The organism is Marinitenerispora sediminis (assembly GCF_003336425.1).
GTDB classification, from domain to species: Bacteria; Actinomycetota; Actinomycetes; order Streptosporangiales; family Streptosporangiaceae; genus Marinitenerispora; species Marinitenerispora sediminis.
Genome location: NZ_QEIO01000081.1, coordinates 1 through 25165, shown reverse-complemented (window position 1 = coordinate 25165; position 25165 = coordinate 1). Strand labels below are relative to the sequence as shown.

Annotated in this window: 22 protein-coding genes; 5 read left to right on the top strand and 17 right to left on the bottom strand. The window is 72.9% G+C overall.

Annotation, left to right across the window (positions count from 1 at the left end; translation table 11 throughout):
- The first annotated feature begins 669 nt into the window (after positions 1 to 669).
- A complete protein-coding gene (locus tag DEF28_RS16200; RefSeq protein ID WP_114398129.1) occupies positions 670 to 1908 on the top strand; it encodes an ABC transporter ATP-binding protein in 1239 nt (412 codons plus the stop codon).
- 114 nt (positions 1909 to 2022) lie between these two features.
- Here DEF28_RS16200 and DEF28_RS16195 read toward each other — a convergent pair whose 3' ends face one another.
- The 5 genes from DEF28_RS16195 to DEF28_RS16175 form a co-directional block, all read right to left on the bottom strand.
- Positions 2023 to 3201, bottom strand: a complete 1179-nt coding sequence (locus tag DEF28_RS16195; protein ID WP_114398128.1) for an acyl-CoA dehydrogenase family protein — start codon at positions 3199 to 3201, stop codon at positions 2023 to 2025.
- A 165-nt stretch (positions 3202 to 3366) separates the two neighbouring features.
- Complete coding sequence (locus DEF28_RS16190) at positions 3367 to 4506, bottom strand: glycosyltransferase family 4 protein (protein WP_114398127.1); 1140 nt, start codon at positions 4504 to 4506, stop codon at positions 3367 to 3369.
- A 47-nt stretch (positions 4507 to 4553) separates the two neighbouring features.
- Complete coding sequence (locus tag DEF28_RS16185) at positions 4554 to 5399, bottom strand: carbohydrate ABC transporter permease (RefSeq protein WP_114398126.1); 846 nt, start codon at positions 5397 to 5399, stop codon at positions 4554 to 4556.
- The gene (locus tag DEF28_RS16180; protein WP_233515337.1) at positions 5396 to 6385 is read right to left on the bottom strand and encodes a carbohydrate ABC transporter permease; all 990 of its coding nucleotides are present in this window, start codon (positions 6383 to 6385) and stop codon (positions 5396 to 5398) included. The genes DEF28_RS16185 and DEF28_RS16180 overlap by 4 nt, the downstream gene beginning before the upstream one ends.
- A 2-nt stretch (positions 6386 to 6387) precedes the next feature.
- Complete coding sequence (locus DEF28_RS16175) at positions 6388 to 7719, bottom strand: extracellular solute-binding protein (RefSeq protein ID WP_114398125.1); 1332 nt, start codon at positions 7717 to 7719, stop codon at positions 6388 to 6390.
- A 162-nt stretch (positions 7720 to 7881) separates the two neighbouring features.
- Between DEF28_RS16175 and DEF28_RS16170 the strand changes: the two genes are divergently transcribed.
- Together DEF28_RS16170 and DEF28_RS16165 are read left to right on the top strand one after the other, a co-directional pair.
- Complete coding sequence (locus tag DEF28_RS16170) at positions 7882 to 8937, top strand: LacI family DNA-binding transcriptional regulator (RefSeq protein WP_233515336.1); 1056 nt, start codon at positions 7882 to 7884, stop codon at positions 8935 to 8937.
- Complete coding sequence (locus DEF28_RS16165) at positions 8934 to 10589, top strand: glycoside hydrolase family 13 protein (protein ID WP_114398123.1); 1656 nt, start codon at positions 8934 to 8936, stop codon at positions 10587 to 10589. Before DEF28_RS16170 ends, DEF28_RS16165 begins: the two co-directional genes overlap by 4 nt.
- A gap of 117 nt (positions 10590 to 10706) precedes the next feature.
- On the opposite strand, the gene DEF28_RS16160 is transcribed toward DEF28_RS16165, so the two are convergent.
- Positions 10707 to 10886, bottom strand: a complete 180-nt coding sequence (locus DEF28_RS16160; protein WP_114398122.1) for a DUF397 domain-containing protein — start codon at positions 10884 to 10886, stop codon at positions 10707 to 10709.
- Between the two features lie 10 nt (positions 10887 to 10896).
- Positions 10897 to 11745 (bottom strand): helix-turn-helix domain-containing protein, encoded by an 849-nt coding sequence (locus DEF28_RS16155; protein ID WP_114398132.1) that lies wholly within the window; start codon positions 11743 to 11745, stop codon positions 10897 to 10899.
- A 137-nt stretch (positions 11746 to 11882) separates the two neighbouring features.
- Here DEF28_RS16155 and DEF28_RS16150 point away from each other — a divergent pair, with 137 nt between their 5' ends.
- Positions 11883 to 12194, top strand: coding sequence for a hypothetical protein (locus DEF28_RS16150; protein ID WP_114398121.1), 312 nt, complete (start codon positions 11883 to 11885; stop codon positions 12192 to 12194).
- A 67-nt stretch (positions 12195 to 12261) separates the two neighbouring features.
- On the opposite strand, the gene DEF28_RS16145 is transcribed toward DEF28_RS16150, so the two are convergent.
- From DEF28_RS16145 to DEF28_RS16120, 6 genes are all read right to left on the bottom strand, one after another.
- Positions 12262 to 15102, bottom strand: coding sequence for a DEAD/DEAH box helicase (locus DEF28_RS16145; protein ID WP_114398120.1), 2841 nt, complete (start codon positions 15100 to 15102; stop codon positions 12262 to 12264).
- A gap of 156 nt (positions 15103 to 15258) precedes the next feature.
- Positions 15259 to 15633, bottom strand: a complete 375-nt coding sequence (locus DEF28_RS16140; RefSeq protein ID WP_114398119.1) for a DUF397 domain-containing protein — start codon at positions 15631 to 15633, stop codon at positions 15259 to 15261.
- 77 nt (positions 15634 to 15710) lie between these two features.
- Positions 15711 to 16523 carry a twin-arginine translocase subunit TatC gene (gene tatC / locus DEF28_RS16135; protein ID WP_114398118.1) on the bottom strand — a complete coding sequence of 271 codons (813 nt, stop codon included), beginning with the start codon at positions 16521 to 16523 and terminating at the stop codon, positions 15711 to 15713.
- Between the two features lie 137 nt (positions 16524 to 16660).
- The gene (tatA, locus tag DEF28_RS16130) at positions 16661 to 17044 is read right to left on the bottom strand and encodes a Sec-independent protein translocase subunit TatA (RefSeq protein WP_114398117.1); all 384 of its coding nucleotides are present in this window, start codon (positions 17042 to 17044) and stop codon (positions 16661 to 16663) included.
- Positions 17045 to 17108: 64 nt separating this feature from the next.
- Positions 17109 to 17288: a hypothetical protein gene (locus DEF28_RS27585; RefSeq protein ID WP_181874310.1), complete on the bottom strand. Its 180-nt coding sequence runs from the start codon at positions 17286 to 17288 to the stop codon at positions 17109 to 17111.
- A gap of 109 nt (positions 17289 to 17397) precedes the next feature.
- On the bottom strand, positions 17398 to 19401 hold the full coding sequence (locus tag DEF28_RS16120) for a helix-turn-helix transcriptional regulator (protein ID WP_114398116.1): 2004 nt from the start codon (positions 19399 to 19401) through the stop codon (positions 17398 to 17400).
- Between the two features lie 73 nt (positions 19402 to 19474).
- On the opposite strand from DEF28_RS16120, the gene DEF28_RS16115 reads away from it, so the two are divergent.
- Positions 19475 to 20584 (top strand): DUF3866 family protein, encoded by a 1110-nt coding sequence (locus DEF28_RS16115; protein WP_114398115.1) that lies wholly within the window; start codon positions 19475 to 19477, stop codon positions 20582 to 20584.
- A gap of 98 nt (positions 20585 to 20682) precedes the next feature.
- Here the strand turns inward: DEF28_RS16115 and DEF28_RS16110 are convergent, their stop codons facing one another.
- From DEF28_RS16110 to prcB, 4 genes are all read right to left on the bottom strand, one after another.
- Positions 20683 to 21693 (bottom strand): FKBP-type peptidyl-prolyl cis-trans isomerase, encoded by a 1011-nt coding sequence (locus DEF28_RS16110; protein WP_114398114.1) that lies wholly within the window; start codon positions 21691 to 21693, stop codon positions 20683 to 20685.
- A gap of 151 nt (positions 21694 to 21844) precedes the next feature.
- Positions 21845 to 23203, bottom strand: a complete 1359-nt coding sequence (gene pafA / locus DEF28_RS16105; RefSeq protein WP_114398113.1) for a Pup--protein ligase — start codon at positions 23201 to 23203, stop codon at positions 21845 to 21847.
- Positions 23204 to 23390: 187 nt separating this feature from the next.
- Positions 23391 to 24149: a proteasome subunit alpha gene (gene prcA, locus DEF28_RS16100; protein WP_114398131.1), complete on the bottom strand. Its 759-nt coding sequence runs from the start codon at positions 24147 to 24149 to the stop codon at positions 23391 to 23393.
- Between the two features lie 83 nt (positions 24150 to 24232).
- Positions 24233 to 25081, bottom strand: a complete 849-nt coding sequence (prcB, locus tag DEF28_RS16095; protein WP_181874309.1) for a proteasome subunit beta — start codon at positions 25079 to 25081, stop codon at positions 24233 to 24235.
- Positions 25082 to 25165: the final 84 nt, after the last annotated feature.

The window sequence follows — 25165 nt, the reverse complement described above, 5'->3', positions numbered from 1 at the left end:
TTCGAGCCTTTTCCGGGTCCAACCCCCCGCCCGGTCGCGGAACCCCGCCGCTTCCCCCGCTTCCCGCCGCACCTGGTGCGTGGCGCGGCGTCCAGCGAGGCAAGCACCGGACCGCTCGACCGGCCCGTCCAGTGCTGGACTGGTCAGTAGATTACCCAGACTGCCGACCCGCCGCCGCAACCCCCGCCCCGTGTCGGCGGACCTCGTGGGGCGCCTGGGCGGGCCGTGGGTCAGCGACCGCGGGGCCGAGACCGGGTAATCGTCCGCCAGGCTAACGCACCGGCGACGCCGGGCGCCACTCCGGCGGTCCGGCCGCGGCTCCGGGCGCCCGGCGGCCACTTCGATCAGCCGAACGATCAGCCCCCACCCCAAAACGTCGCTCCGTGTCCCGCTATATCTCAAATAGTGAACACTTCCCGCCGCAACACGCCCATAGTCTCGACAAAACGGTCGGCAATGGTGTTCGATACAGGCGATCGATCGATAAGAACCGATCAGCAAATGAACATAACGTTCGAAGCCGGTCGAATCGCATCCGGGCAGCACCGCCCGCTCCCGCCGGACCGTCCGGCCACCCGCCCTGCCCGCCCGGTCCGAGCGGCCGCGGAGCGGACGACGGAGGACGGCGCGGCCGCAGCGACCGACCACGCACGAAGGAGCTGTTGAGCCATGGCGAAGATCGTCCTCGAGAACGTCGACAAGGTGTACTCCGGCGGGGTCAAGGCCGTCGACAACCTCAACCTGGAGATCGCCGACGGCGAGTTCATGGTGCTGGTCGGACCCTCCGGCTGCGGCAAGTCCACCGCGCTGCGGATGATCGCCGGCCTGGAGGAGATCAGCGACGGCACGCTGAGCATCGGCGACAAGGTCGTCAACGACCTCCCGCCCAAGAACCGCGACATCGCCATGGTCTTCCAGAACTACGCGCTGTACCCGCACATGACGGTGGAGCAGAACCTCGCGTTCGGCCTCAAGCTCCGCAAGACCCCCAAGCCCGAGATCGAGCGCCGCGTCAAGGAGGCGGCCGCGATGCTCGGCCTGGAGCCCTACCTGAAGCGCAAGCCGGCCGCGCTCTCCGGCGGCCAGCGCCAGCGCGTCGCCATGGGCCGGGCGATCGTCCGCGAGCCGCAGGCGTTCCTCATGGACGAGCCGCTGTCCAACCTGGACGCCAAGCTGCGGGTGCAGATGCGCGCCTCCCTGAACCAGCTGCACGAGCGGCTGGGCGTCACCACCGTCTACGTCACGCACGACCAGATCGAGGCCATGACGCTCGGCGACCGCGTGGCGGTGCTGCGCGACGGGCGGCTGCAGCAGGTGGACACCCCGAAGAACCTGTTCGACCACCCGGTCAACCTGTTCGTCGCCGGGTTCATCGGCTCCCCCGCGATGAACTTCGTCACCGCCGCCCTGACCGAGAACGGCACGGGCGCCACCCTGAAGTTCGCCGACCACACCCTGCCGGTCCCCGCCGAGACGCTGGAGGAGCGCCCCGCGCTGCGCGACTACTTCGGCCGGGAGATCGTGCTCGGCATCCGCCCCTCCGACTTCGACGACGCCGAGATGGCCGCGCACAACAGCGGGACCATGGAGGTGGTCGCCGACGTCACCGAGGAGCTGGGCACCGAGATCAACGTGATCTTCACCGTCGACGCCCCGCCGCTGGAGCACGAGGACGCCGCCGCCCTCGCCGCCGACGCGGCCGGCGACGGCGACGACGAGGACGGGGTCGGCGCCGGCCTGCCGCTGGCCCGCGACAAGTCGGTGTTCACCGCCCGCGTCAACCCGCGCAGCGTGGTGCGCCCGGGCCAGCCCATCACGCTGGCCGTGGACACCCGCCAGCTCCACTACTTCGACAAGGTCAGCGGTCTGGCGATCGGCCACCCGGCCAACGTCGCGGCCAAGGCGTGATGCCGCGGGCCGCGCGCCCGCCCGAGTGACGGCCGACGGCGGGCCGCCCCCTCACCTGGGCGGCCCGCCGTCCGCGTCGCTGGCCCGGCCCGGCCCGGGCCGGGCCGGTCCAGCTCAGCCCTGGCGGAGGAGGTCGCGCCCGATGACCAGGCGCTGGATCTGGTTGGTGCCCTCGACGATCTGCAGCACCTTGGCCTCCCGCATGAGCCGCTCGGCCGGCAGGTCGGCGGTGTAGCCGCTGCCCCCGAGCACCTGGACCGCGTCGGTGGTCACCCGCATCGCGGTGTCGGTGGCGAACAGCTTGGCCATGGCCGCACGGGTGCCGAAGGGCCGGCCGGCGTCGCGCAGCCGGGCCGCCGCCAGGTACAGCTCCCGGGCCGCGGCCACCTGGGTGGCCATGTCGGCCAGCAGGAACGAGACGCCCTGGAACTCCCCGATCGGCCGGCCGAACTGCCGGCGCTGCCGGGCGTGCTCCACCGCGAGGTCCAGCGCCGCCTGGGCCACCCCGACCGCGCCGGCGGCGATGCCGAGCCGCCCGGAGTCCAGCGCCGCGAGGGCGACGGTGAAACCCCGCCCCTCCGCGCCGATGCGCGCCCCGGCCGGCACCGCCACGTCGTCGAAGCGCACCACCGCGGTGGGAGAGGCGTTCAGGCCCATCTTGTGCTCGGGCGGGTCGGCGGCCAGACCCGCGGCGGACGCGGGCACATGGAAGCAGCTGATGCCGCCGGCGCCCGAGCCCGGCTCGCCGGTGCGGGCGAACAGCGTGTAGAAGTCCGCGACCCCGCCGTGCGTGATCCACGACTTGGCGCCCCGCACCCGGTAGCCGCCCGCGGCGTCCGGCCCGGCTCCGGGGGCGACGGCCTCGGCGCGGGTGCTCAGGGCCGCGGCGTCGGAGCCGGAGTGCGCCTCGGAGAGGCAGTAGGCGCCCAGCGACTCGCCGCCGAGCATGCCCGGCAGCAGCTCGGCCCGCTGCTCCTCGGTGCCGAACTCCGCCACGGGGAAGCAGGCCAGCGTGTGCACGCTCAGCCCGAGCCCCACCGTCAGCCACTCTCCGGCGAGCTCCTCCACCACCTGCAGGTAGACCTCGTAGGGCTGGCCGCCGCCGCCGTAGCGCTCCGGGTAGGGCAGCCCCAGCAGCCCGGCGCGGCCGATCGTGCGGAAGACGTCGCGGGGGAACGCCGCGCTGCGCTCGCCCTCGGCGGCCCGCGGCCGGAGTTCCTTCTCCGCCAGTTCCCGGGCGAGTTCCAGCAGTTCCGCGGCCTCCGGTGTCGGAAGCCGACGCTCCACGGCCATGCAGACCTCCAGCAGAGTTCCCGCACACCATCAATTTATTAGGTCGTCCACATAAATGGTGACGTTCGGCACTCTACCCACGCCCCGGCGCGCGCGCCAGGCACGCCGGCGCCCGAATGCGGCCGGCCGCCGCGCACGGCCCCGCGGCGGGCTCCCGCCCGCGTGCTAGCCGCGCACCAGCTCCACGACGCGCTCCGCCACGCCGTCCCACGTCCAGGCGTCGAGCACCCACTCCCGCCCGGCCCGGCCGAGCACCCGGCACCGGGCCGGATCCGCCAGCAGGGCGGCCAGCCGGCCGGCCACCGCCCTCGGGTCGCGGCCGTCCACCACGTACCCCGTCTCCCCGTGCCGCACCGCCTCCGGCGCGCCGCCCGAGTCGCCCACCAGCACCGGGAGCCCGCTGGCCGCGGCCTCCAGGAAGACGATGCCGAGGCCCTCGGCCTCCAGGCCGCCCAGCCGGCTCCGGCACGGCATGGCGAACACGTCGGAGACGGCGTACCACCCCGGCAGCTCGTCGGGCGGGTGGGCGCCGACGAACACCACCCGGTCGGCGACCCCGGCCCAGGCGGCCAGCGCGCGCAGCCGCCGCTCGTCCGGCCCTCCCCCGACCACCACCAGCCGGGCCCCCGGTACCGCCCGGCGCAGCCACGTCATGGCGCGGACGAGGGTGTCCACCCCCTTGCGCGGCACCAGGCGGCAGACGCACAGCACCACGGGGTCGGTGCCCAGCCCGAACCGCTCGCGGAGGGCGTGGCCGTCGGCGTCGGGCCGGAAGCGCCCCGGGTCGACGCCGGGTGCCAGCCGGACCATCCGGTCGCCGACGTCGGTGGGCAGCGCGCGGCGCAGCACGTCGCCGGTGAAGTGCCCCAGGTGCGTGAGGACGTCGACGTCGCGGGCGATCCGCCGCAGCAGCTGCCGCGCCCCCGGCACGCGCGCCCACCACAGCTCGTGGCCGTGCGTGATGGCCACCAGGCGCCGCGCGCCGGCGCTGCGCAGGTCGCGCGCCAGCAGCCCCATCGGGGCCGCGGCGCCGAACACCACGCGGTCGCAGCCGTGCTCCCGGAGCAGCTCGACCGCGCGCCGGGCGACCCGCCGGGTGGGCAGCATCGTGCTGCCCGGATCCCGCACGACCCGGAAGGGCAGGCCGGCGTCGAACTCGTGGTCCCCCGACGAGCGCGACGTGTAGACGACGAGCTCCCCCTCGGCCGCGCCGGGCAGCCGGACCGCGAGCTCGTAGCAGAACGTCTCGATGCCGCCCCTGCGCGGCGGAAAGTCGTTCGTGATCAGCAGGATGCGCTGCGACATGCCCGGCCGTGCCCCTCCCTGGCCCGCCGGGCACCCGCCCGGTCGGTCTACCCCTTCACCGCGCCGGCGGTCAGCCCGGAGACCACGAACCTGCGGAACACCAGGACCAGGATCGCGATGGGCGCGGTCACCGACACCGCCGCCGCGAAGATCGTGCCATAGGGAACCTCGTAGACGGTGCCGAACAACGCCATGCCCACCGGAATAGTCCGGTAGGCGTCCTGCGAGTTGATCGTCAGCGCCATCAGGAACTCGGTCCAGGTGGCGGTGAAGGTGAAGACCCCGACCGTGAAGAGCCCCGGGCGCACCTGCGGCAGGATGATCCACAGCACCGTGCGGGTGGGCGTGGCGCCGTCGACCCGGGCCGCGTCCTCCAGCCCGCGCGGCACGCTCAGCATGTAGTTGCGCATGATCCAGATCGCGAACGGCAGGTTGAACGCCACGTAGGGGATGATCAGCCCGAGATGGGAGTTGAGCAGGCCCAGCTGGCGTTCGGCGAGGTACAGCGGCGTCAGCACGGCGATCGCCGGATACACCGAGATCATCAGCAGCGCCACCATGATCGGGCCGCGGCCGCGCATGGGCAGCCGGGCCAGCGCGTACCCCGAGAACGTCGAGAGCCCCACCACCACGACCGTCGCCGACAGGCTGATGAGGAGGCTGTTGCCGATGTAGGTGCCGAACCCGGCTCCCACGAACGCGTCCTCGAAGTTGTCGAGCGTGGCGTCCTCGGGCCAGGCCGTCGGCGGCACCCGGCCGATCTCGGCGCCCGGTTTCAGGGCGTTGGCCACCAGCCAGTACAGGGGGGCCGCGGTACCGAGGGCCAGGAGGAGCGCGCCCAGGTTGACCAGGGTGAACACGCGGCGCCGGCCGCGCGGTCGGGACCGCGTCACGACAGCTCCTCCCGCCCGATCTGGGACCGGAACGCCTTGAGGCAGAGCAGGCACGCCCCGCCCACGAGCAGCCCGGTGCTGGTCGCGATCGCGGCGCCCGGACCGATGTTGAGGTCCTGGAACAGCACCTTGTAGCCCATGACCGCCAGCGACTGGGTGGCCACCCCGGGGCCGCCGCCGGTCAGCACGAACGGCAGGTCGAACACCCCGAACGCCTGGAGCACCCGGAACAGCAGCGCCACCGCGATGGTGGCGCGCAGCTGCGGCAGGGTGACCCGCCAGAACATGGTCCAGGAGCTGGCGCCGTCCACCTCCGCGGCCTCGTAGACGTCGCGCGGCAGCATCACCAGGCCGGCCAGCACGATGATCGCGACGAAGGGGGTGGTCTTCCAGATGTCGGCCACCATCATCGCGGTGATGGCCGGCAGCGGCCGGCCGAGGATCAGCGGCGCGGACTCCAGGCCGAGCACCGCCTCCAGGACCCACGTGATCACGCCGTAGGAGGAGTTGTACATGTAGGACCACAGCTGCGCCGAGACCACCGTGATCATGGACCACGGGATGAGCAGCAGCGCCATGAGCCAGCCGCGCGCGCCGGCCAGCCGCTCCAGGATCAGGGCGGCGAGGGTGCCCAGGACCAGCTCGACCGCCACGGTCACCACCGTGTAGCCGACCGTGAAGGCGATCGCGTAGTACCAGTCGCCGGAGTTCAGCAGGGCGAGGTAGTTGCGCAGGGTCAGCGCCTCGACCGAGAAGCCCTCGTAGGTGATCCGCACCCGCGCGAAGCTCAGCACCACCGAGAACAGGATCGGGAAGATCGTGACCGCGGCGATGACCACCAGGGACGGCATCGTGTAGATCCACCCGACCCGTGCCATCCGCCGCTCGTTGGCGTCCCGGTGGTCGCGGACGGGGGCGCCCGCGCGCGGGCGCCGGTCGTCCCCCGGTGGTCGCGGCGCGGGCACGGCCGCCCCTTCCGTCAGCATCCTCACAGTGCCGCTCCGTCCCGTGCCTGGGTCATCTCGTCGGCCATGGCGTCGACGGCGCCGCCGACGTCGCCGCCGCCGGCGACCACGATCGGGTTGACGTTGGTGTAGACGGCCTTGCTGATCTGGGGGTAGTAGGGCGAGCGGGTCGGGCGCAGCACGAGTTCGGCCTCGGAGGCGAGCCGGAAGGTGGGGTTGTCCTGGCCCACCACCGCGGGGGCGCTGAGGACGGAGCTGAGCGCCGGCGTGTAGGGCGAGGTCGTCGCCATGAGGGTCTGCGCCTCCTCCTCCGCCATCCAGCGCGCGAAGGCCAGGGCCGCGCCGAGCTGCTCGGTGTGCGGGTTGACGAAGTTGTGCCAGCCGCCCATCGTGGCCAGCCCGCGCCGGCCGACCCCGTCGAACGCCGGGCGCAGGGTGGCGCCGACCTTCCCGCGCACGGCCGACCGCTCGGCGTTGGCCGCGCCCCAGGCGTAGGACCAGTTGCGCAGGAACGCCGCCTGGCCGCTGGAGAAGGCGGTCATGGCCTGCTCTTCGGCGAACGTCCCGACCGCCGCCGGCGACACGCCGTCGGCGACCAGCCCCGCCATGAACTCCAGCGTGTGGCGCGCGGCGTCGGAGCGCACCAGGACGCGGCGCGCCTCGGCGTCCATGAGGGCGCCGCCGGCGTCGGCCAGCAGCTCGTTGACGTTGCAGGTGAGCGCCTCGGAGGACGCCGCCTGCCACACGAACCCGTAGCGCACGTCGCCGGCCTCCTTGAGCCGCAGCGCGGTGCGCACCAGCTCCTCCCACGTGCGCGGTACCGCGAGTCCGTGCTTGTCCAGCAGGTCGGCCCGGTAGTACAGGAAGGCGTAGTCGACGTAGAGGGGATAGGCCCACGCCTGCCTCCCGTAGCGGACCGCCTCGGCCACCGGCTCGGGGAAGCCGTCCCAGAACCGGCGGTGCTCCGCGACCGCCCCCAGCGGCGCGGCCAGCGAGTTGTGGGCGAACTGCGCCGGCCACACGCAGTCGCCGAGGTAGACGTCGGGCTGCGGGGAGCCGCTGGCGATCTGGGTGGTCAGGGTGGTGCGCCGCACGTCGGTCGTCGGCGGCACCTCGGTGAGGTGGACGGTAATGGTGGGATAGCGCCGCTGGAACGCCTCGGCCAGGGTGCGGCGGAGGTCCCGCCCCTCGTTGTCGGCGAGCCGCTGGGCCATCCACCCGATACTGACCGGCTCCTCGGGAACGGCGGTGCTCCGGCCCGCCAGGGGGTCGCCGCCGCCGGTCGCGCACCCGGCCAGCGAAGTCGCCGCCATCGCCGCCGCGGCGCGCAGCAACGTCCTCCGCGAGAGTCGCATGCGTCACTCCTAGGGGCCGTCCCAGATGGATGCAAACGTTGCCATTTCAAGTGTGTTCGAGTCAACACTCAGTGAAACCAATGGCCGATAGATTGCGCCAATGTGTACGCCCTTGACCTGAGAGCGTTGCCATTGCGGTGAGCCGCGGTTAGCATCCGGGCCATGGCGTCCCCGGAGCATCCGCGTATGAGCGACGTCGCGCGCCGCGCCGGCGTATCCCTGTCCACGGTGTCGCGGGCGCTGCGCGGCGCCCCGGGCGTCTCACCGGCGGTCCGCGCGAAGGTGGCGCGCGCCGCGGCCGAACTCTCCTACGTGGTGTCGCGGGACGCCTCCAGCCTGGTCACCGGCGCCACCGGCCGGGTGGCCGCGATCGTGCCGTTCCTGCGGCCCTGGTTCTTCGGCGCGGCCCTGGCCGGTATCAGCGCGGAGCTGCGCGCGGCCGGCCTGGACATGCTCGTCTACGAGGTGGGCGACGCCGAGGGGCTGGACAGCTACGTGCGGGCGCTGCCGCTGCGGCGCAACGTCGACGCCGTCATCGCGGTCTCCCTGGACCTCGACGACCGCGAGACCAAGCAGCTGGACGAGATCGGTGTTCCGGTCGTCTACTGCAGCCAGCGGGCCGAGGGACGGCCGAGCGTGTTCATCGACAACGCGGCCGCCGCGGCGGCGGCCACCCGCTTCCTGCTCAACCTCGGGCACCGGCGGATCGCCTACGTGCAGTCGCGGGACGAGACCGGGTTCTCCTGGATCTCGCGCCACCGCAGGGACGGCTACCTCCAGGCCATGGCCGAGGCCGGCGCCGAGGCGGTCGTCGTCACCGAGCGGGACGGCCCGCGCGGCGGCGCGGCGGCGGCGGCCCGGCTGCTCGGCGCGCCGAATCCGCCCACCGCCCTGTTCGCGGAGTCCGACGACGTCGCCATGGGCGCCCTCGGCGTGCTGCGCCGCTCCCGGGTGCCGGTGCCCGAGGCGGTGTCCGTGGTGGGGTTCGACAACCACGACGTCGCCGAGGTGCTGGACCTCACCACCGTGGCGCAGCCGGTGTCCGAGCTGGGGGCGGCGGCGGCCCGGCTCGCCGCGCGCCTGCTGCGCGGCGGCGCCGACCCCGCCGAGCACGTCCTGCTGCCCACCGAGCTCGTCGTCCGCCGATCCGCCTCCGCCCCCCGCACAGCACCCGGCCCGACCCCGGAGATCCCCACCGATCGCAGAGGGAGACTATGAGCGACACCTGGTGGCGCGACGCCGTCATCTACCAGATCTACCCCCGCAGCTTCGCCGACACCGACGGAGACGGCGTCGGCAACATCGCCGGAGTCACCCGGCGCATCGACCACCTCGCCGCGCTCGGTGTGGACGCCGTCTGGCTGTCGCCGTTCTACCCCTCCCCCTGGGCCGACGGCGGCTACGACGTCTCCGACTTCCGCGACGTGGACCCCCTGCTCGGCACGCTCGACGACTTCGACGCGCTGGTCGCCGCCGCCCACGAGCGCGGCATCCGGGTCATCGTCGACATCGTCCCCAACCACACCTCGCACCGGCACACCTGGTTCCAGCAGGCGCTGGCCGCCGCCCCCGGTTCGCCGGAGCGCGAGCGCTACATCTTCCGCGACGGGAAGGGCCCGGACGGGTCGCTGCCGCCGAGCAACTGGGAGTCGCGGTTCGGCGGGCCGGCCTGGACCCGCGTCGCCGACGGCCAGTGGTACCTGCACCTGTTCGCCCGTGAGCAGCCCGACCTGAACTGGGCCAACCCCGAGGTCCGCGCGGAGTTCCTCGACATCCTGCGCTACTGGAGCCGCCGCGGGGTGGACGGGTTCCGGGTGGACGTCGCCTACGCGCTGATGAAGGACCTCACCGAACCGCTGCGCGACGTGGTGCTGGTCCCCGACGCCGAGAGCAACGGCCTCTCGGACATCACGGTGAATCCCGACCATCCGCACTGGGACCGCCCGGAGACCCACGAGATCTACCGGGAGTGGCGCCAGGTCTTCGAGGAGTTCGACCCGCCCCGGATCGCGGTCGCCGAGGCCTGGCTGCCCAGCGACCGGCTGGTGCGCTACCTGCGCTCCGACGAGCTCCAGCAGGCGTTCAACTTCGAGTTCCTGCGCTGCCCGTGGGACGCCGTCGCCTACCGGAAGGTGATCGACACCTCGATCGCCGACGCCACGTCGGTGGGGACGGTCGCCACCTGGGTGCTGTCCAACCACGACGTGGTCCGCCCCGCCTCGCACTTCGGGCTGCCGCCCGGCACCGACCTCACCGCGTGGCTGCTCAGCGACGGCACCGACCCCGCCCCCGACCTGGCCCTGGGCCTGCGCCGCGCCCGCGCCGCCGCGCTGCTGGAGCTGGCGCTGCCGGGCTCGACCTACATCTACCAGGGCGAGGAACTCGGCCTCCCGGAGGTCGCCGACCTGCCGGCCGAGGTCCTGGAGGACCCGAAGTGGGAACGCACCGGCCACACCGCCAAGGGCCGCGACGGCTGCCGGGTCCCGATCCCGTGGGAGCGGTCCGGCCCGTCCTTCGGGTTCGGCACCGCTGCGGGCTGGCTGCCGCAGCCGGGCGGCTGGGGCGATCTGTCGGTGGAGGCGCAGACCGGCGACCCGGACTCCACCCTGGAGCTGTTCCGCACCGCCATCCGCGAGCGGCGGGCGTTCTCCCGGGACGAGTCGTTCGCGTGGGACGACGGGCGCGACCAGGGCGACGTGCTGGCGTTCCGGCGCGGGCCGGACGTGCTGGTGCTGGTCAACACCGGCCCGGCGGCCGTCCCGCTCCCGGAGGGCGAGGTGATCGTGGCGAGCGCCGACGTGAGCGGCGGGACGCTGCCGGCGGACACGACGGTGTGGCTGCGCGGGCGCTGGGAGGACGCGGCGGACTGAGCGGGAACAGCTGTCCGGTTTGACCGGGACGCCGACCTTGACGGCGTAGATTCCGTTTGTCGTGCCACAGGCGCGGGCCGGGGGTGTTCCGAGCACCCCCGGCCCCGCCGTCGCGCGTTAGACCTCGTCCCGGTGGACGGCGGACAGGAAGGCGGCCCACTCGGCCGTGGGGAAGGTCAGGTGACCGCGCTCGGGGTGGTGGGAGTCCCGCACAGCCACACGAGCGGGAAGATCGGCAACCTCGACACAGTCGTCGTGATAGTCGGAGTACGAGGACTTGCGGAACTTGAGAGGCATGGCGGACGACTCACTTCGATAGTTCTTCGGCGATCCGGGAGATCAACGCCAACGAGTCGGTCGGGCTCAGCGCCACTCCCTGGACATAGTCGTATACGAGCGTATATCGGGCGACATATGCCGGATCTTCTACATAGAGGGACCCAACAGCATTGGACAAGGTGACAATCCCCGGCTCAGGGTGCGGAAAATCGATGAGCGAGAAGGCCCCAGTGACAGCCGGATGCACGCCGGCGCTGTTCGGGACGACGAGAATGGTCACGTTGTAGTGCGCCGCCATTCCCGCCAGGTAGCGCAGCTGTTCGACCATCACTTCCACTGAGCCGGCCGCCTTCCACAGCGCTGCCTCATCGATCAGCGCGTGCAGAGGCGGCCCATCCGGCGCGTCAAGCACCCGCCGACGCGCCATGCGTGCCTCGACCTTGCTGGCGATCTCGCCGTCAGGCATGATCTGCCCGCCGCGAAACACCGCCGCTGCGTATTCTGGCGTCTGGAGTAGCCCAGGAACCACCAGCGCTCCATAGGTGCGGATTCGGACGGCTTCCGCTTCGAACTCCGGAAGCGGCCCCCAGAACAGATCCTGGTAGGCCCGCCACTCGCTGCGATCGCGGGATTCCTGGACGAGACCGAGAAGATGCGCGCGCTCGTCGCCATCCACGCCGTAGGCGTCAAGGAGCGCGCCTACATCCCGCGCGCTCGGTCGGCGCCATTCGTTGCGTTCGATGCGGGTGAGTTTGCCGGCAGACCAGCTCAGCTGCGCCGCGACTTCCGCCGCCGTCCTTCCAGAGTCGGCCCTCAGCGCCCGCAGCGCAGCCGACAACCTCCGCCGCCGCACCCCCGGACTATGACGATCCGCCACAAACACTCCCTCTTTCTCCGCCAGCGAAAGAAATTCTTGATGGACTTACAAATTCGACTTGAAATCTTAGCGCGTCAAGATTCACACTGAAGTCGGTCCATCACGCTGTGTAGCGTAGAAGCTTTGAGGAGATCGGCATGCCAGCTGTCCGCCTGCCCTCGGCACTCACCACCACACTGGTGGAGGTCGTCCAGGGAGGAGAACCCGACGACCACGGCGTCGACCTGAGCCGCTGGCGCTCCCCCGTGCGTCCCTCGCTCTCCGGACCCCCGTGCGCGTGCGCGGCCCTCGCCCTGATGAGCGAGCTCTGGGATTCGCTGGAGGCCCATGCCCTGTTCACGCCGGGGGCGGGCCTGTGGCTGCGCACCGTCGACCCCGACCGCTATCCCGCGCTGCCCGCCGGCTCCCGTGTCGTCACCACACGCACGGTGCTGCTGGGCGTCGCCTGACGCCCGCGCCGCGTCCGGCGCCGGGTCCGCCACGTGCCCTCCGCGGCAGACCCGGCCCCGCGGGCCGTCACCCCACCGAGGAGTACGCCACCACCCCGCGCCGCACGGCGTCCATCGCCGTGCGGGCGTTGCCGCGCACCGCGCTGCCCTCGGGGGCGGCGTCGGCGATCTGGCCCAGCATGTCGATGAGCATCTTGGTGGCGCGCACGAAGTCGCCGGCCGGCATGCCGGCCTCATCCAGGATGCGGTCCAGCCGGTCGCCGTTGGCCCACCGGTAGGTGGCCCACACGAACCCCAGATCCGGCTCCCGCAGGAACGACACCCGGTGGTCGCGCTCGACCTCGTGCAGGTCGCCCCACAGCCGCACCATCTCGGCCAGCGCGTCCTGCGCGGCGCCGGCCGGCACCCGGGGGTAGGTCTCGTCGGAGCGCCGCGCCTCGTACACCAGGGTGGACAGGCAGGCGGCCAGCTCGGCCGGCGTGAGGTCCTCCCACAGGCCGCGCCGGAGGCACTCCGCCGCGAGCAGGTCCAGCTCGGAGTAGATCTTGGCCAGCCGGCGCCCCTCGGGGGTGACGGTGTCGCCGTCCAGGTAATCGAGCTGCTGGAGCACCCCGCAGACCCGGTCGAAGGTGCGGGCGATGACGTGCGAGCGGCCCTCGACCCGGGCGCGCAGCGTGTCGGTCTCCTTGGCGAGCCGGAAGTAGCGCTCCGCCCAGCGTGCGTGCTCCTCGCGGTCGGCGCAGCCGTGGCACGGGTGGGAGCGCAGCCCCCGGCGGAGCCGGGCGATCTCGGGGTCGTCTCCCCCGCCGCCGCGGGACCGCTGCGGCGGCGGCGCCTCCGCTCCCTCCAGGCGGGAGCGCAGCGCCGACGCCAGGTCGCGCCGGGACTGCGCGGAACGCGCGGAGAAGTTCTTCGGGATGCGCAGCCGCCCGGCCGGCTCGGCCGGGACCGGGAAGTCCGCCGCGTTCACCCGCTTGACCTGCCGGTTCATGGTGAGGACCAGCGGCGCGGGATCGTCGGCCCCCCGGTTGCCCGGGTCGAGCACCACCGCGTAGCCGGAGTGCCGCCCGGCCGGCACCCGGATGATGTCGCCGACGCGCAGCTGCTCCAGGCTGCGCAGCGCCTCCTGCCGCCGCCGGGCACCGCGGCTGCGGGACGCCTGGGCCTCCCGGTCGCTCAGCTCGCGGCGCATCCGCGCGTACTCCATGAAGTCGCCCAGGTGGCACTCCGCCGCCTCGGCGTAGCCCTCCAGCGCCTCCTCGTGCTTGCGGAGCTGGCGGACCAGGCCCACCACCGCCCGGTCGGCCTGGAACTGCGCGAAGGAGGACTCCAGCATGCTGCGGCTGCGCTGCCGGCCGACCTGCCCCACCAGGTTGACCGCCATGTTGTAAGACGGCTGGAAGCTGGAGTTCAGCGGGTAGGTCCGGGTGCTCGCCAGGCCGGCCACGGCCTGCGGGTCGGTGCCCGGCTGCCAGAGCACGACGGCGTGCCCCTCGACGTCGATGCCGCGGCGGCCGGCCCGCCCGGTGAGCTGCGTGTACTCGCCGGCGGTGAGGGCGGCGTGCGTCTCGCCGTTCCACTTGTCGAGCTTTTCGATCACCACGGTGCGGGCCGGCATGTTGATGCCGAGCGCGAGGGTCTCGGTGGCGAACACCGCGCGGATGAGCCCGCGGGAGAACAGCGACTCGACGACCTCCTTGAAGGTCGGCAGCAGCCCGGCGTGGTGCGCGGCGATCCCCCGCTGCAGCGCGATGATCCACTCGTGGTAGCCCAGGACCGCGAGGTCGGCCGGCGGGATGTCGGCGCACTGCCGCTCGGCGTACTCGCGGATCTCCTCGGCCTCCTCCTCGGTCGTGAGCGAGAGGCCCGCCATGACGCACTGGCGCACCGCGTCGTCGCAGCCCGCGCGGCTGAAGACGAACGTGATCGCCGGGAGCAGCCCGTCGCGGTTGAGCTCCTGCACGATCTGCACCCGGTTGGGTGGCTGGAACTTCGAGCGCGGCCGCGGCCCGCCGGAGCGCGCCCGCGACTGCGGGGCCCGGCGCCGGTACGCGAGCTGCGCGAGCCGGTCCTCCTCCTCGGCCAGCCGGACCAGCCGCGGGTTGACCTGCATGCGCTCGCCGTTGACCAGCACCTCCGCCGCGGCGGCGCCCTCGCGCCGGCGGCGCTTGGCACGCCGGCCGCGGCCCGCGGAGTCGGAGGCCTCCTCGCCGGGGTCGGCGTCGGACAGGTCCACGAACAGGTCCTGGATGCGGTTGCCCACCATCACGTGCTGCCAGAGCGGCACCGGCCGGGTCTCGTCCACGATGACCGTGGTGTCGCCGCGCACCTGGAGCAGCCACTCGCCGAACTCCTCGGCGTTGCTCACCGTGGCCGAGAGCGCCACCATCCGGACCGACTCCGGCAGGTGGATGATGACCTCCTCCCACACCGCGCCGCGGAACCGGTCCGCCAGGTAGTGCACCTCGTCCATGACGACGTAGGCGAGTCCGCCGAGCGTCTGCGACCCGGCGTAGAGCATGTTGCGCAGCACCTCGGTGGTCATGACCACGATCGGGGCCTCGCCGTTGACGCTGTTGTCGCCGGTGAGCAGGCCGACCCGCCCCGCCCCGTAGCGGCGCACGAGGTCGGTGTACTTCTGGTTGGACAGCGCCTTGATGGGGGTGGTGTAGAAGCACTTGCTCCCGTCGCGCAGGGCGCGGTGGACGGCGTACTCCCCGACCACGGTCTTGCCGGAGCCGGTCGGCGCGGCGACCAGCACGCCGTGGCCCATCTCCAGGGCCTTGCAGGCCCGGATCTGGAACTCGTCGAACTCGAACCCGTACAGGTTCTGGAAATCGGCGATGTCGGCGCTGGACTCGCTCTGGCGCCGCCGGAACTCGGCGTAGCGCGCGGCGTGCGTACTCATATCGCACAAGCCTAGGCCGTCGCGGCTGGTCGCGCGCGCACGGAACGCCCGGTTGGGGACAGCCGCGCCATATCCGGCCGAACGCCCGTACCGGTCCACCGGGGCCGCGCTGCCGCGCCGGGCCGGCCCGCCGGTCGGGGGCCGGCCCGGGGGCGGCTAGTCGCCGTCCTTCGGCGGCGCGGTGTTGTGCGGGGACGGCACCGCGAACACCGGCACCTCGCCGCGCTGGATCGCGGCCTCCTCCGGGGTCAGGTACTCCTCGGGGATGTCGAACTCGCCGTCCTTGGCACCCAGGACGAACGCCTCCCACTCGGCGGGGGTGAAGAACAGGATGCCCTTGTCGGGATTCTTGCCGTCCCGGACGGCGCGGTAGCCGTCGTCGAACTTCGCGACCTCCACGATGGCGTCGGAGTCCTCGCTGGACAGCGACGAGCGCTTCCAGACGGCGTGCGTGGTGTCGTGCCACTTCTCGTTGCCCTGCGCCTCGGGCGGCAGCTCGCGGGCGGGCGACTGGCTGGGCTGCTCGCTCATCTCTGGGTCCTCTCCGAAGGAGTGCTCGGGGGCGGCCGGAGTAGTTCTCTCCCTACTCTCCGGCTCCGGCCCCGACCCTAGCGGTTCGGCGCGATGGAGGTTTCGTCTTCCTCGTCGTCGATCGAGGAGATCTCGTCGTCGCCCAGCCCGGCGTAGGGGTCGCGCCGCGGCAGCCGCCGGTCGTGCAGGAACGCGATCAGCTCGGCGAGTTCGAACAGCAGCACCACGGGCACGCCCAGGGCCATCATGGTGATCGGGTCGCCGCCCGGGGTGGCGACGGCGGCGAAGACGAACGCCACGAAGATGATCATGCGCCGCCACTTGGCGATGGCCTCGTGCGGCAGCACGCCGAGGAAGTTCAGCAGCACCACGATGAGCGGCAGCACGAAGGCGGCGCCGAACACCAGCAGCATCATGATGATGTAGCTGAGGTAGTTGTCCATCGTGATCAGCGGGACCGAACCGTCCGGCCCGAAGCTGAACATGATCTGCATGGCCTTCTCGGTGATGTAGTAGGCCAGCGCCGCCCCCGAGAGGAACAGCGGCACGGCCGCACCGACGAAGACGTAGGTGTAGCGCTTCTCCTTCCCGCGCAGGGCGGGGGCGACGAAGGCCCACAGTTGGTACAGCCAGAAGGGGCACGAGAGCACGATCCCGATGATGATCGCGACCTTGAACTGCAGGAAGAAGGCGTCGAAGATGCCGGTGTAGATGAGGTTGCAGCCGTCGGAGTCCAGCTGGCTGGACTGCGGCAGCGCGCAGTAGGGGCGCTGGAGGAAGTCCCACACCAGTTCGAACTGCCAGAACCCGACCACAACGCCGAGCGCCACGAACAGCAGCGCCTTGACGACCCGGTTGCGCAGTTCACGCAGATGGTCCATCAGCGGCATGCGTCCCTCGGGGTTCGCCTCTCGCCGCTGTCGCCTCAGCCGCATGACCTCTGTCTCTCTCCGCCGGACCGTATCAGGACGGACGCGACGCCGTCAGGGCGCCGCGTTCCCACCGTGCTTGCCGTCTGTGTGGTGCGTCAGTTGCCGTACGGGCGCTGGGCCGGGTCGTTCACCGATCCGTCGACGATGCGCTGCCCCGCGGGAAGCTGCGGGTAACCGGACTGCTGGGGCTGCGCGGAGTAGGGCTGGTTCGCCCCGCCGTAGGGCTGGTACGGCTGGGGCTGCCCCTGCTGCTGCTCGTGCTGCTGGGGGGCCGCGGGGTCGGGCTGGCCGGCGGCCTGCGCGGGCTGCGCCTTGGAGTCGCCGCCGCTCTCCTCCTCGGTGAGCCCCTTGGCCTCGGCCTTGAGGATGCGGGCGCTGCGGCCCATCGAGCGCGCGAGCTCCGGGAGCTTCTTCGCGCCGAACAGCAAGAGAGCGATCACCAGCAGAATGAGGATCTCGCGCGCTCCGATACCACCCATGTGTCCCAACCTCTCTCAGGGGCGCTTCCCGCGCCATCGATGGTACGCCCTGTCTGCCCGAATTTCACCGGACGTCCCGGCGGGCGTCCTCCGTGAGCTCGCGTAACACCCGGCAGCGCGGCTCCAGCTCGGCCCGGGTCCGCGCCACCTGCGCCCGCAGGCGCCGCGCCTCTCCGAGGAGCCGGGCCGCCAGGAGGCCGACGAGCGCGAGGCCGGCGGCGACGCCGCTGAGGAGACCGACCATGGCGAACACGGCTTCGAGCCTACTCGGTCGCCGCCCGCCCTTCGGCGGCCCCCGGGTGAATTCGCCCGGTACGGCCGGCCACCGCGCTCACCCGGCCCGACCGGCGCCCTCACTCCCCGGCGTAGCCGGACAGCGCCCGCGCGGCCTCGGCGCGCACCCCCTCGGCGAGGTCCCGCGGCGCCACCACCCGCCCGTGCGGGCCGAGCCGCAGCGCCAGCCGGCGCGCCCACGCCGGTGCGGGCGTGCGCAGCGTCGCCCGCAGCCGGTTGCCCGGCAGTTCGCGCAGCCCCGAGCAGACGTACTCCTCGGCCACCCAGCGCGCCCCGGGCCCCAGCTCCAGTGTGACGAACGCGTCGTCGGCGGAGAACTGCAGCACGCCGGCCCGCAGGTCGCGCGGGTCGGCGTGCGCCGGGACCTCGGCGGCGACGGGGAGCACGGTGAGGTCGAGCACCCGGTCCAGCCGGAACATCCGGACCGCCCCGCGCAGCCGGCACCAGCCCTCCAGGAACGGCTGGCCGTCCAGCACGACCAGCCGCATGGGGTCGACGTCGCGCTCGGTCACCTCGTCGTCGTAGCCGGCGAGGTAGCGCAGGTGCACCCGGTGCCCGCCGCGCAGCGCCTCCTCGGCGCGGCGCTGGAGCGCGCGGACCTCGTCGCTGAGCTCGATGCGGACGTCCACCGCGGCGGTGAGCCGGTCCACGCCCACGCCGGCGGCCGCGCGCAGCTTCTCCCCGACGCTCTTCAGGGCGTCGCTGTGGGCGGCGCCGGCGATCTCCGCCAGCAGGTCCACGCCGACGATGAGGCTGGCGGCCTCGTCGGCGGTCAGCCGCAGCGGGGTGGCGAGGGTCTCGGCGTTGCCGATGATGATCTCGCCGGTGGACTCGGCCGCGTCGAGGTCCACCTCGATCAGGTCGCCGGGGGTGTAGCCGGGCAGACCGCACATCCACAGCAGGCCGAGGTCCTTGAGCACCTGGCGCTCGCTCAGGCCGAAGTGCTCGGCGACCTCGGAGACGCGCACGTCGTGGCTGAGCGCGTAGGGCACCAGCATCAGCAGCCGGCGCAGCTGCTCGGCGGAGGCGGCGGCCCGCCGGGCGGCCGGGGCCGGGGTGTGCCGCGCCTCGGGCTCGTCGGGCGCCTCGGCTCCGGGCGCCCGCTCGGCGACGGCCCGCAGGTGGTCGCGGACGGCGGCGCGCGCCTCGGGCGGGGACTCCACCACCACGCGGTCGCCGAACTGCGCGACCTCCCCCACCAGTTCGGAGAGGTCGGCGTAGGGGTACTCGACGAGGTCCCAGCCGGGCGCGGTGACCGAGTGCGCGCCGGGCACGATCCGGCGGGCGCCGCGCCGCAGCACGTGCGCGGAGTCGGCCCGCACCCGGACGGCGGCGATCTGCTCGGGCTCCGCCCGCTGCCCGCGCACCACGGAGCGCACGTCGACGTCCTCGGGCACCCGCACCGGCGGCCCGCTGGTCAGCACCCGGACGTCTCCGACGATCCGGCCGAGGCGGAACACCCGCCGCTCGCCGCGGCCCCGGTCGAACCCGGCGACGTACCAGCGGCCGCGCAGGTTGACCACGCCCCACGGCTCCACCTCGCGGCGGCTCAGGGACTGGTCGGGCTTGCGGTAGTCGAAGGCGACGGGGCGGTGGTCGCGGACGGCCTGCCAGATGGGGAGGAACGCGGGCTCGTCGGTGCCCAGGACCGGCGTGATGTCGGGCGCGGCGGCGCCGTCGACCGGCACGCCGGCGGCGCGCAGCTTCAGCAGCGCGTTGGCGGCGGCCTCGCCCAGCGCCGCGTGCCGCCACGCCCGCGCGGCCAGGCCGAGCACGGCGGCCTCGTCGGGCCGCAGCTCGATCGGCGGGAGGTCGTAGTCGGCGCGGGAGATGCGGTAGCCCTCCTCGTCGCTCCACACGTCGCCGCCGCCGGTCTCGACCGGGATGCCGCTGTCGCGCAGCTCCTTCTTGTCGCGCTCGAACATGCGCTTGAACGCGGCGTCGCTCTCCGCCTCCGCGTAGCCGGGCACGATGGCGCGGATCTCCTGCGCGGTCAGGAAGCGCCGTGTGGCCAGCAGGCAGATCACCAGGTTCAGCTGCCGTTCGGTCTTCCGCTGCGACATCGTCTCGCCCTTCCGCAGTGTGTCACGCCCGTATCCCCAGCGCCCGTCCCGCCAAGACGGTACCGTGCCTCACGTGATCAGATGGCGCGCCGGCGCGGTCAGCCGGATCCGACGCGAATGGCCGGGTGCGGCCGAGTTGGAGGTCGCCCTGGAGGCGGACGGCGGCGGGGCGGACGGCTCCGCGGCGCCCGCCGCCTGCCGGGCGCTCGCCTACACCGCGCTGGTCGGGCGCCCCGAGGCCGGCGACCGGGTGCTGCTGAACACCACGGCGCTGGCCATGGGGCTGGGGACGGGCGGCTACGCGCTCGTGGTCGCGGTGCCGGACCGGCTGCCGCCCGATCCGGCCGGCCCGGGGCACCTGGTCAAGGCCCGCTACACGCCGCTGCAGTGCACGGTGCTCGGCGCCGACGAGCAGGGGTCGCCGCACCACGAGATCCTGCGCGGCGCCGACGGCGTCGACGGCATGCCGGTGGTGACCGCGGACCTGCACTCCGCCCTGCCGGCGGTGCTCGCGGGCGTGGAGGCGACCCGGCCGGGGACGCGGGTGGTCTACGTGATGCTCGACGGCGGCGCACTGCCCGCCTGGTTCTCCCGCAGCGCGGCCGCCCTGCGCGCCGCCGGGCGGCTGGCCGCCACCGTCACCGTGGGGCAGTCCTTCGGCGGCGACCTGGAGGCGGTGACCACCCACACGGGTCTGCTGACCGCCCGGCACGTGCTCGGCGCCGAACTGGCGGTGGTCGCCCAGGGGCCGGGCAACCTCGGGACCGGGACCCCGTGGGGGTTCTCCGGGGTGGCCACCGGCGAGGCCGTGAACGCGGCCGCCGTGCTGGGCGGGCGGCCGGTCGCGTCGCTGCGGGTCAGCGAGGCCGACGCCCGCGAGCGGCACCGGGGGGTCTCCCACCACAGCCTGACCGCCTACGGGCGGGTGGCGCTGGCCGCCGCCGACGTCGTCGTACCGGCGCTGCCGGGCGCGTTCGGCACCCGGGTGCGCGACCAGGCGGCCGAGCTGGCCGGCCGGCACCGGCTGGTGGAGGTGCCCGTCGACGGCCTGGAGGACGCGCTGCGGGCGCTTCCGGTGCGGGTGTCCAGCATGGGGCGGGGGCTGGCGGAGGACCTGGCCTACTTCCTGGCGGCCGCGGCGGCGGGCCGGCACGCGGCCGGCCTGCTGGCCGCGGCCGGCTGAGCGGCCCCGCCCCGGCACGCGCGACGCCCGGCGGGCGGGCCCGCCGGGCGTCGGTTCGCGGTCGCGGCGGCCCGGCGTCGGTGCCGGGACCGCGCGGGCTACTGCGGGCTCTCCTCGCCCTCGGCCGGCGGCTCCTCCGCCGGCGGCTGGCCGTCGACGGCGGCCAGGAGGTCGACCACGAAGACCAGCGCGCCCTGCGGAGCGCCCTCCTGGCCGTCGTAGGCGAGCTCCTCCGGGATCGCCAGCAGCACGCGGCTGCCCACCTTGCGGCCGACCAGCCCCTGGTCCCAGCCCTCGATGACGGCGCCGACGCCGATCTGGAAGGTCGCGGGGGCACCGGCCCGGCTCCAGGTGGAGTCGAAGACCTCGCCGTCGGACCAGGTCACGCCGGTGTACTGCACGACGAGCTGCTGGCCCTCCTCGACCTCGGGGCCGTCGCCCTCGATGAGGTCGACCGCCTCCAGGTCCGCGGGCGGCTCGTTGTCGGGGATCGAGATGTCGGGGGCTTCGTGGCCGTTGTCGGCCACCGTGGGCAGTTCGCCGCCGCCGTCGGTGGCCTGCTCGCCGGGGACGGTGTCGCCCTTGCCGTAGCGGCCGCGGATGTCCACGATCGACACCGACGCCCCGGTGGGCATCTCGCCGCCGGCGGCCTGCTGCTCGCTGGCCGGGAAGACGTAGACGACGCGGGAGCCGACCGGCTGGTCGACGAGGTCCTGGCGCAGCTCGTCGGTCATCTGCTCCAGCTGGAGCAGGACCGGGGCACCGGTCTCGTAGGTGGACTGGGTCTGCTCCGCCTCGCCCTCGCCGGTCCACTGGTAGTCGACGATGTCGGCGAGCAGCAGGTCGTCGGCGCGGACCAGGTCGTTCTCGCCCGAGCCCCGGGTGACGACTCCGGAGATCTGCTCGTCCGGGGGCGCGATGTCGGGGAAGGAGACGTCGGGCTCCTCGCCGAGGTCCCCGGTGACCGTGGGCAGCCGCTCGTCCAGCTCCTCCTCGGACCTGAGGAAGGCGGGCGTCCGCCAGTCCTCGGGGATGACCCCGCAGCTGGACGTGGCCAGGAGGAGCGCGGAGAACGGCACCACGAGGGCCGCTGCGGTGCTACGACGCATAATGCCAACCTCAAGATTCGGTCCGGAGTCCCCGACACACTATCGAAGCCGCAATACTGCACGGACCGGGTTAGAGCACCGTAAGAGGGGGCGTCCCCCCTGCGGGTTCCGCCCCCTCACGAGCTGGTCGGCGGCCGTCGCGCCGGGCCGGCTACATGCCGGCGATGAGCTTCTCGACCCGCTCGTCGACCGCCTTGAAGGGGTCCTTGCACAGCACGGTCCGCTGCGCCTGGTCGTTGAGCTTGAGGTGCACCCAGTCGACCGTGAAGTCGCGGCGCTTCTCCTGCGCCCTGCGGATGAACTCGCCGCGCAGCCGGGCGCGGGTGGTCTGCGGCGGCACCGCCTTGGCCTCGAAGATCTTGAGGTCGTCGACCACCCGCTCCATCTGGCCGCGCCGCTGGAGCAGGTAGAACAGCCCGCGGTCGCGGTGGATGTCGTGGTAGGTGAGGTCGAGCTGGGCGATCCGCGGGGAGGAGAGCGAGAGCCCGTGCTTGGCGCGGTAGCGCTCCAGGAGCTGGTACTTGGCGACCCAGTCGATCTCACGGGAGACGAGGTCGAGGTCGCCGGTCTGCACGGCGTCGAGCGTGCGCTGCCACAGCTCCAGCACCCGCTTGCCGGTGGCGTCGACGCCGTTGCGGTCGGTGTAGTTCTGCACCTTCTCCAGGTACTCGCGCTGGATCTCCAGCGCGCTGGCCTCGCGCCCGTTGGCCAGCCGCACCTTGCGGCGGCCGGTCATGTCGTGGCTGACCTCCCGGATGGCCCGGATCGGGTTCTCCAGGGTGTAGTCGCGCATGACCACCCCGGCCTCGATCATCCGCAGCACCAGGTCGGTGGAGGCGAGCTTGAGCAGGGTGGTGGTCTCGCTCATGTTGGAGTCGCCCACGATGACGTGCAGCCGGCGGAACCGCTCGGCGTCGGCGTGCGGCTCGTCGCGCGTGTTGATGATGGGGCGGGAGCGGGTGGTGGCCGAGGAGACGCCCTCCCAGATGTGCTCGGCGCGCTGGCTCACGCAGTACAGGGCGCCGCGCGGCGTCTGCAGCACCTTGCCCGCGCCGCAGATGATCTGCCGGGTGACGAGGAACGGGATGAGTACGTCGGCGAGCCGGCCGAACTCCCCGTGCCGGCCCACGAGGTAGTTCTCGTGGCAGCCGTAGGAGTTGCCGGCGGAGTCGGTGTTGTTCTTGAACAGGTAGATCTCGCCGGCGATGCCCTCCTCGTGCAGGCGCTGCTCGGCGTCGACCTGGAGCCCCTCCAGGATGCGCTCGCCGGCCTTGTCATGCGCGACGAGGTCGGCGAGGCTGTCACACTCCGGAGTGGCGTACTCCGGGTGGCTGCCGACGTCGAGGTAGAGCCGGGCCCCGTTGCGGAGGAACACGTTGCTGCTGCGCCCCCATGAGACCACCCGCCGGAACAGGTAGCGCGCCACCTCGTCCGGCGACAGCCGCCGCTGCCCCCGGAACGTGCAGGTGACGCCGTACTCGTTCTCCAGACCAAAGATGCGACGTTCCACGCGGCCTCACCCAACTCCCGTCCCACGTCACCGCAGGCAGGCACGCCGCGGTGCTCCAGACCTCACACTATTGCCCGGTCCCGTCCTGTGCCAGGGCGGCGGCACGCGATTCGCCCGGCCCCGCGGGGGCGCGGGCGGAGCGGGCGGAGCGCCCCCCGCCCGCGCCCCCGCGCACCTCGCTGCGGCATCAGGCCCCGGTGTCGTCGCCGGAGGCGTCGGAGCCGCCGGACTCGGTGGCCGCGTCCGGTTCGCCGCCGCGCGACTCCGCGATCAGCCGGTTCAGCCGGGCTCCCTGCACCCGGCGGAACTTGCGGTGCTCCTCGCGGGAGCGGTCGAGGACGGCGACCTCCAGGCTGCCCGCCTCCAGCTCGCGCTGCTCGCCGTTCTCGTGGGCCAGCGCGTGGATGGCGGCCGACAGCGCCTCCGCCAGGGAGGCGTCGCGGACGTAGCGGTCCTTCAGCGCCGCCTTGACGCGTTCGGCGGAGCCGCCCATGGCGACGAAGTCGCGCTCGTCGACCACGGAGCCGTCGAAGGTGATGCGGTACAGCTGGTCGTCCTCGGCGGTGTCGCCGACCTCTCCGACGACGAGCTCGACCTCCCAGGGCTTGTTGCTCTCGGTGAAGACGGCGCCGAGCGTTTGCGCGTAGGCGTTGGCGAGCATCTGCCCGGTGACGTCGCGGCGGTCGTACATGTAGCCGTGGGAGTCGGCGTAGCGGACCCCGGCCAGCCGCAGGTTCTCGAACTCGTTGTAGCGGCCGACCGCCGCGAAGGCGATCCGGTCGTAGAGCTCACTGATCTTGTGCAGGGTGCGGGACATGTTGTCGGCCACGAACAGGATCCCGCCGTCGTACTGGAGGACGACGGCGCTGCGGCCCCGCGCGATTCCCTTTCGCGCGTAGTCCGCCTTGTCCTTCATGACCTGTTCGGGCGAGACGTAGAACGGCATCGACACCGCGGGTGCTTCCTTTACTGGTCGAGCCGGTGCCCCGGGGCGTGGCCCGGGCGGCACGGCGAGGGAGGGTCAGGGTCTCAGCGCACCGGCGCGGTGGGACCGTCGGGGCGCTCCGAGCGGCCCCGCACGATGGACGCGGCCAGGTCCGCCACCGTGCCGGTCGGCAGCCGGCGGTGCCCCTCGTCGGTGATGACGTCGACCAGCGGGTAGATCTCGCGGTGCAGGTCCGGCCCGCCGGTGGCGGAGTCGTCGTCGGCCGCGTCGTAGAGCGCCTGCAGCGCCACGACCACGGCGTCCTCCTCGCCGAGGTCATCGCGGTACAGCTTCTTCAGCGCGCCCCGGGCGTAGACGGACCCCGAGCCGATGGAGTGGAAGCGGTGCTCCTCGTACCGGCCGCCCACCGGGTCGTAGCTGAAGATCCGGCCCTGCTCGCGGGGCTCGTCGTAGCCGACCAGCAGCGGGACCACCACGAAGCCCTGCATGGCCAGTCCGAGGTTGCCCCGGATCATCGCGGCCAGCCGGTTCGCCTTGCCCTCCAGGGAGAGCGGCTGCCCCTCCTTCTTCTCGTAGTGCTCCAGCTCGACCTGGAACAGCTTGGCCAGTTCGATGCCGATACCCGCGGAGCCCGCGATGGCCATCGCGGAGAACTCGTCCGTGCGGAACAGCTTCTCCATGTCGCGGTTGGCGATGACGTTGCCGGACGTGGCCCGGCGGTCGCCGGACAGGACCACACCGCCGGGGAAGGTGAGCGCCACGATGGTGGTGGCCTCGGGGGTGAGGTGGGAGGCCGAGCCGCCCTGCGGCAGGTCGCGCCGGCCCGGAAGCAGCCCGGGGTTCACCGACGCGAGGAAGTCGGTGAACGACGACGTCCCCGGATTCATGAACGCTGCGGGCAGCCGTCCGCCGCCCTCGAACGCTTCAGACACGCGGTTCCCTTCGACTGGCACGTCTGGCGCGCCTGCCCGGGCCGAGGGGGCGAGCGGGGCGCGCCGGATAGTTCGGTTGGCTAG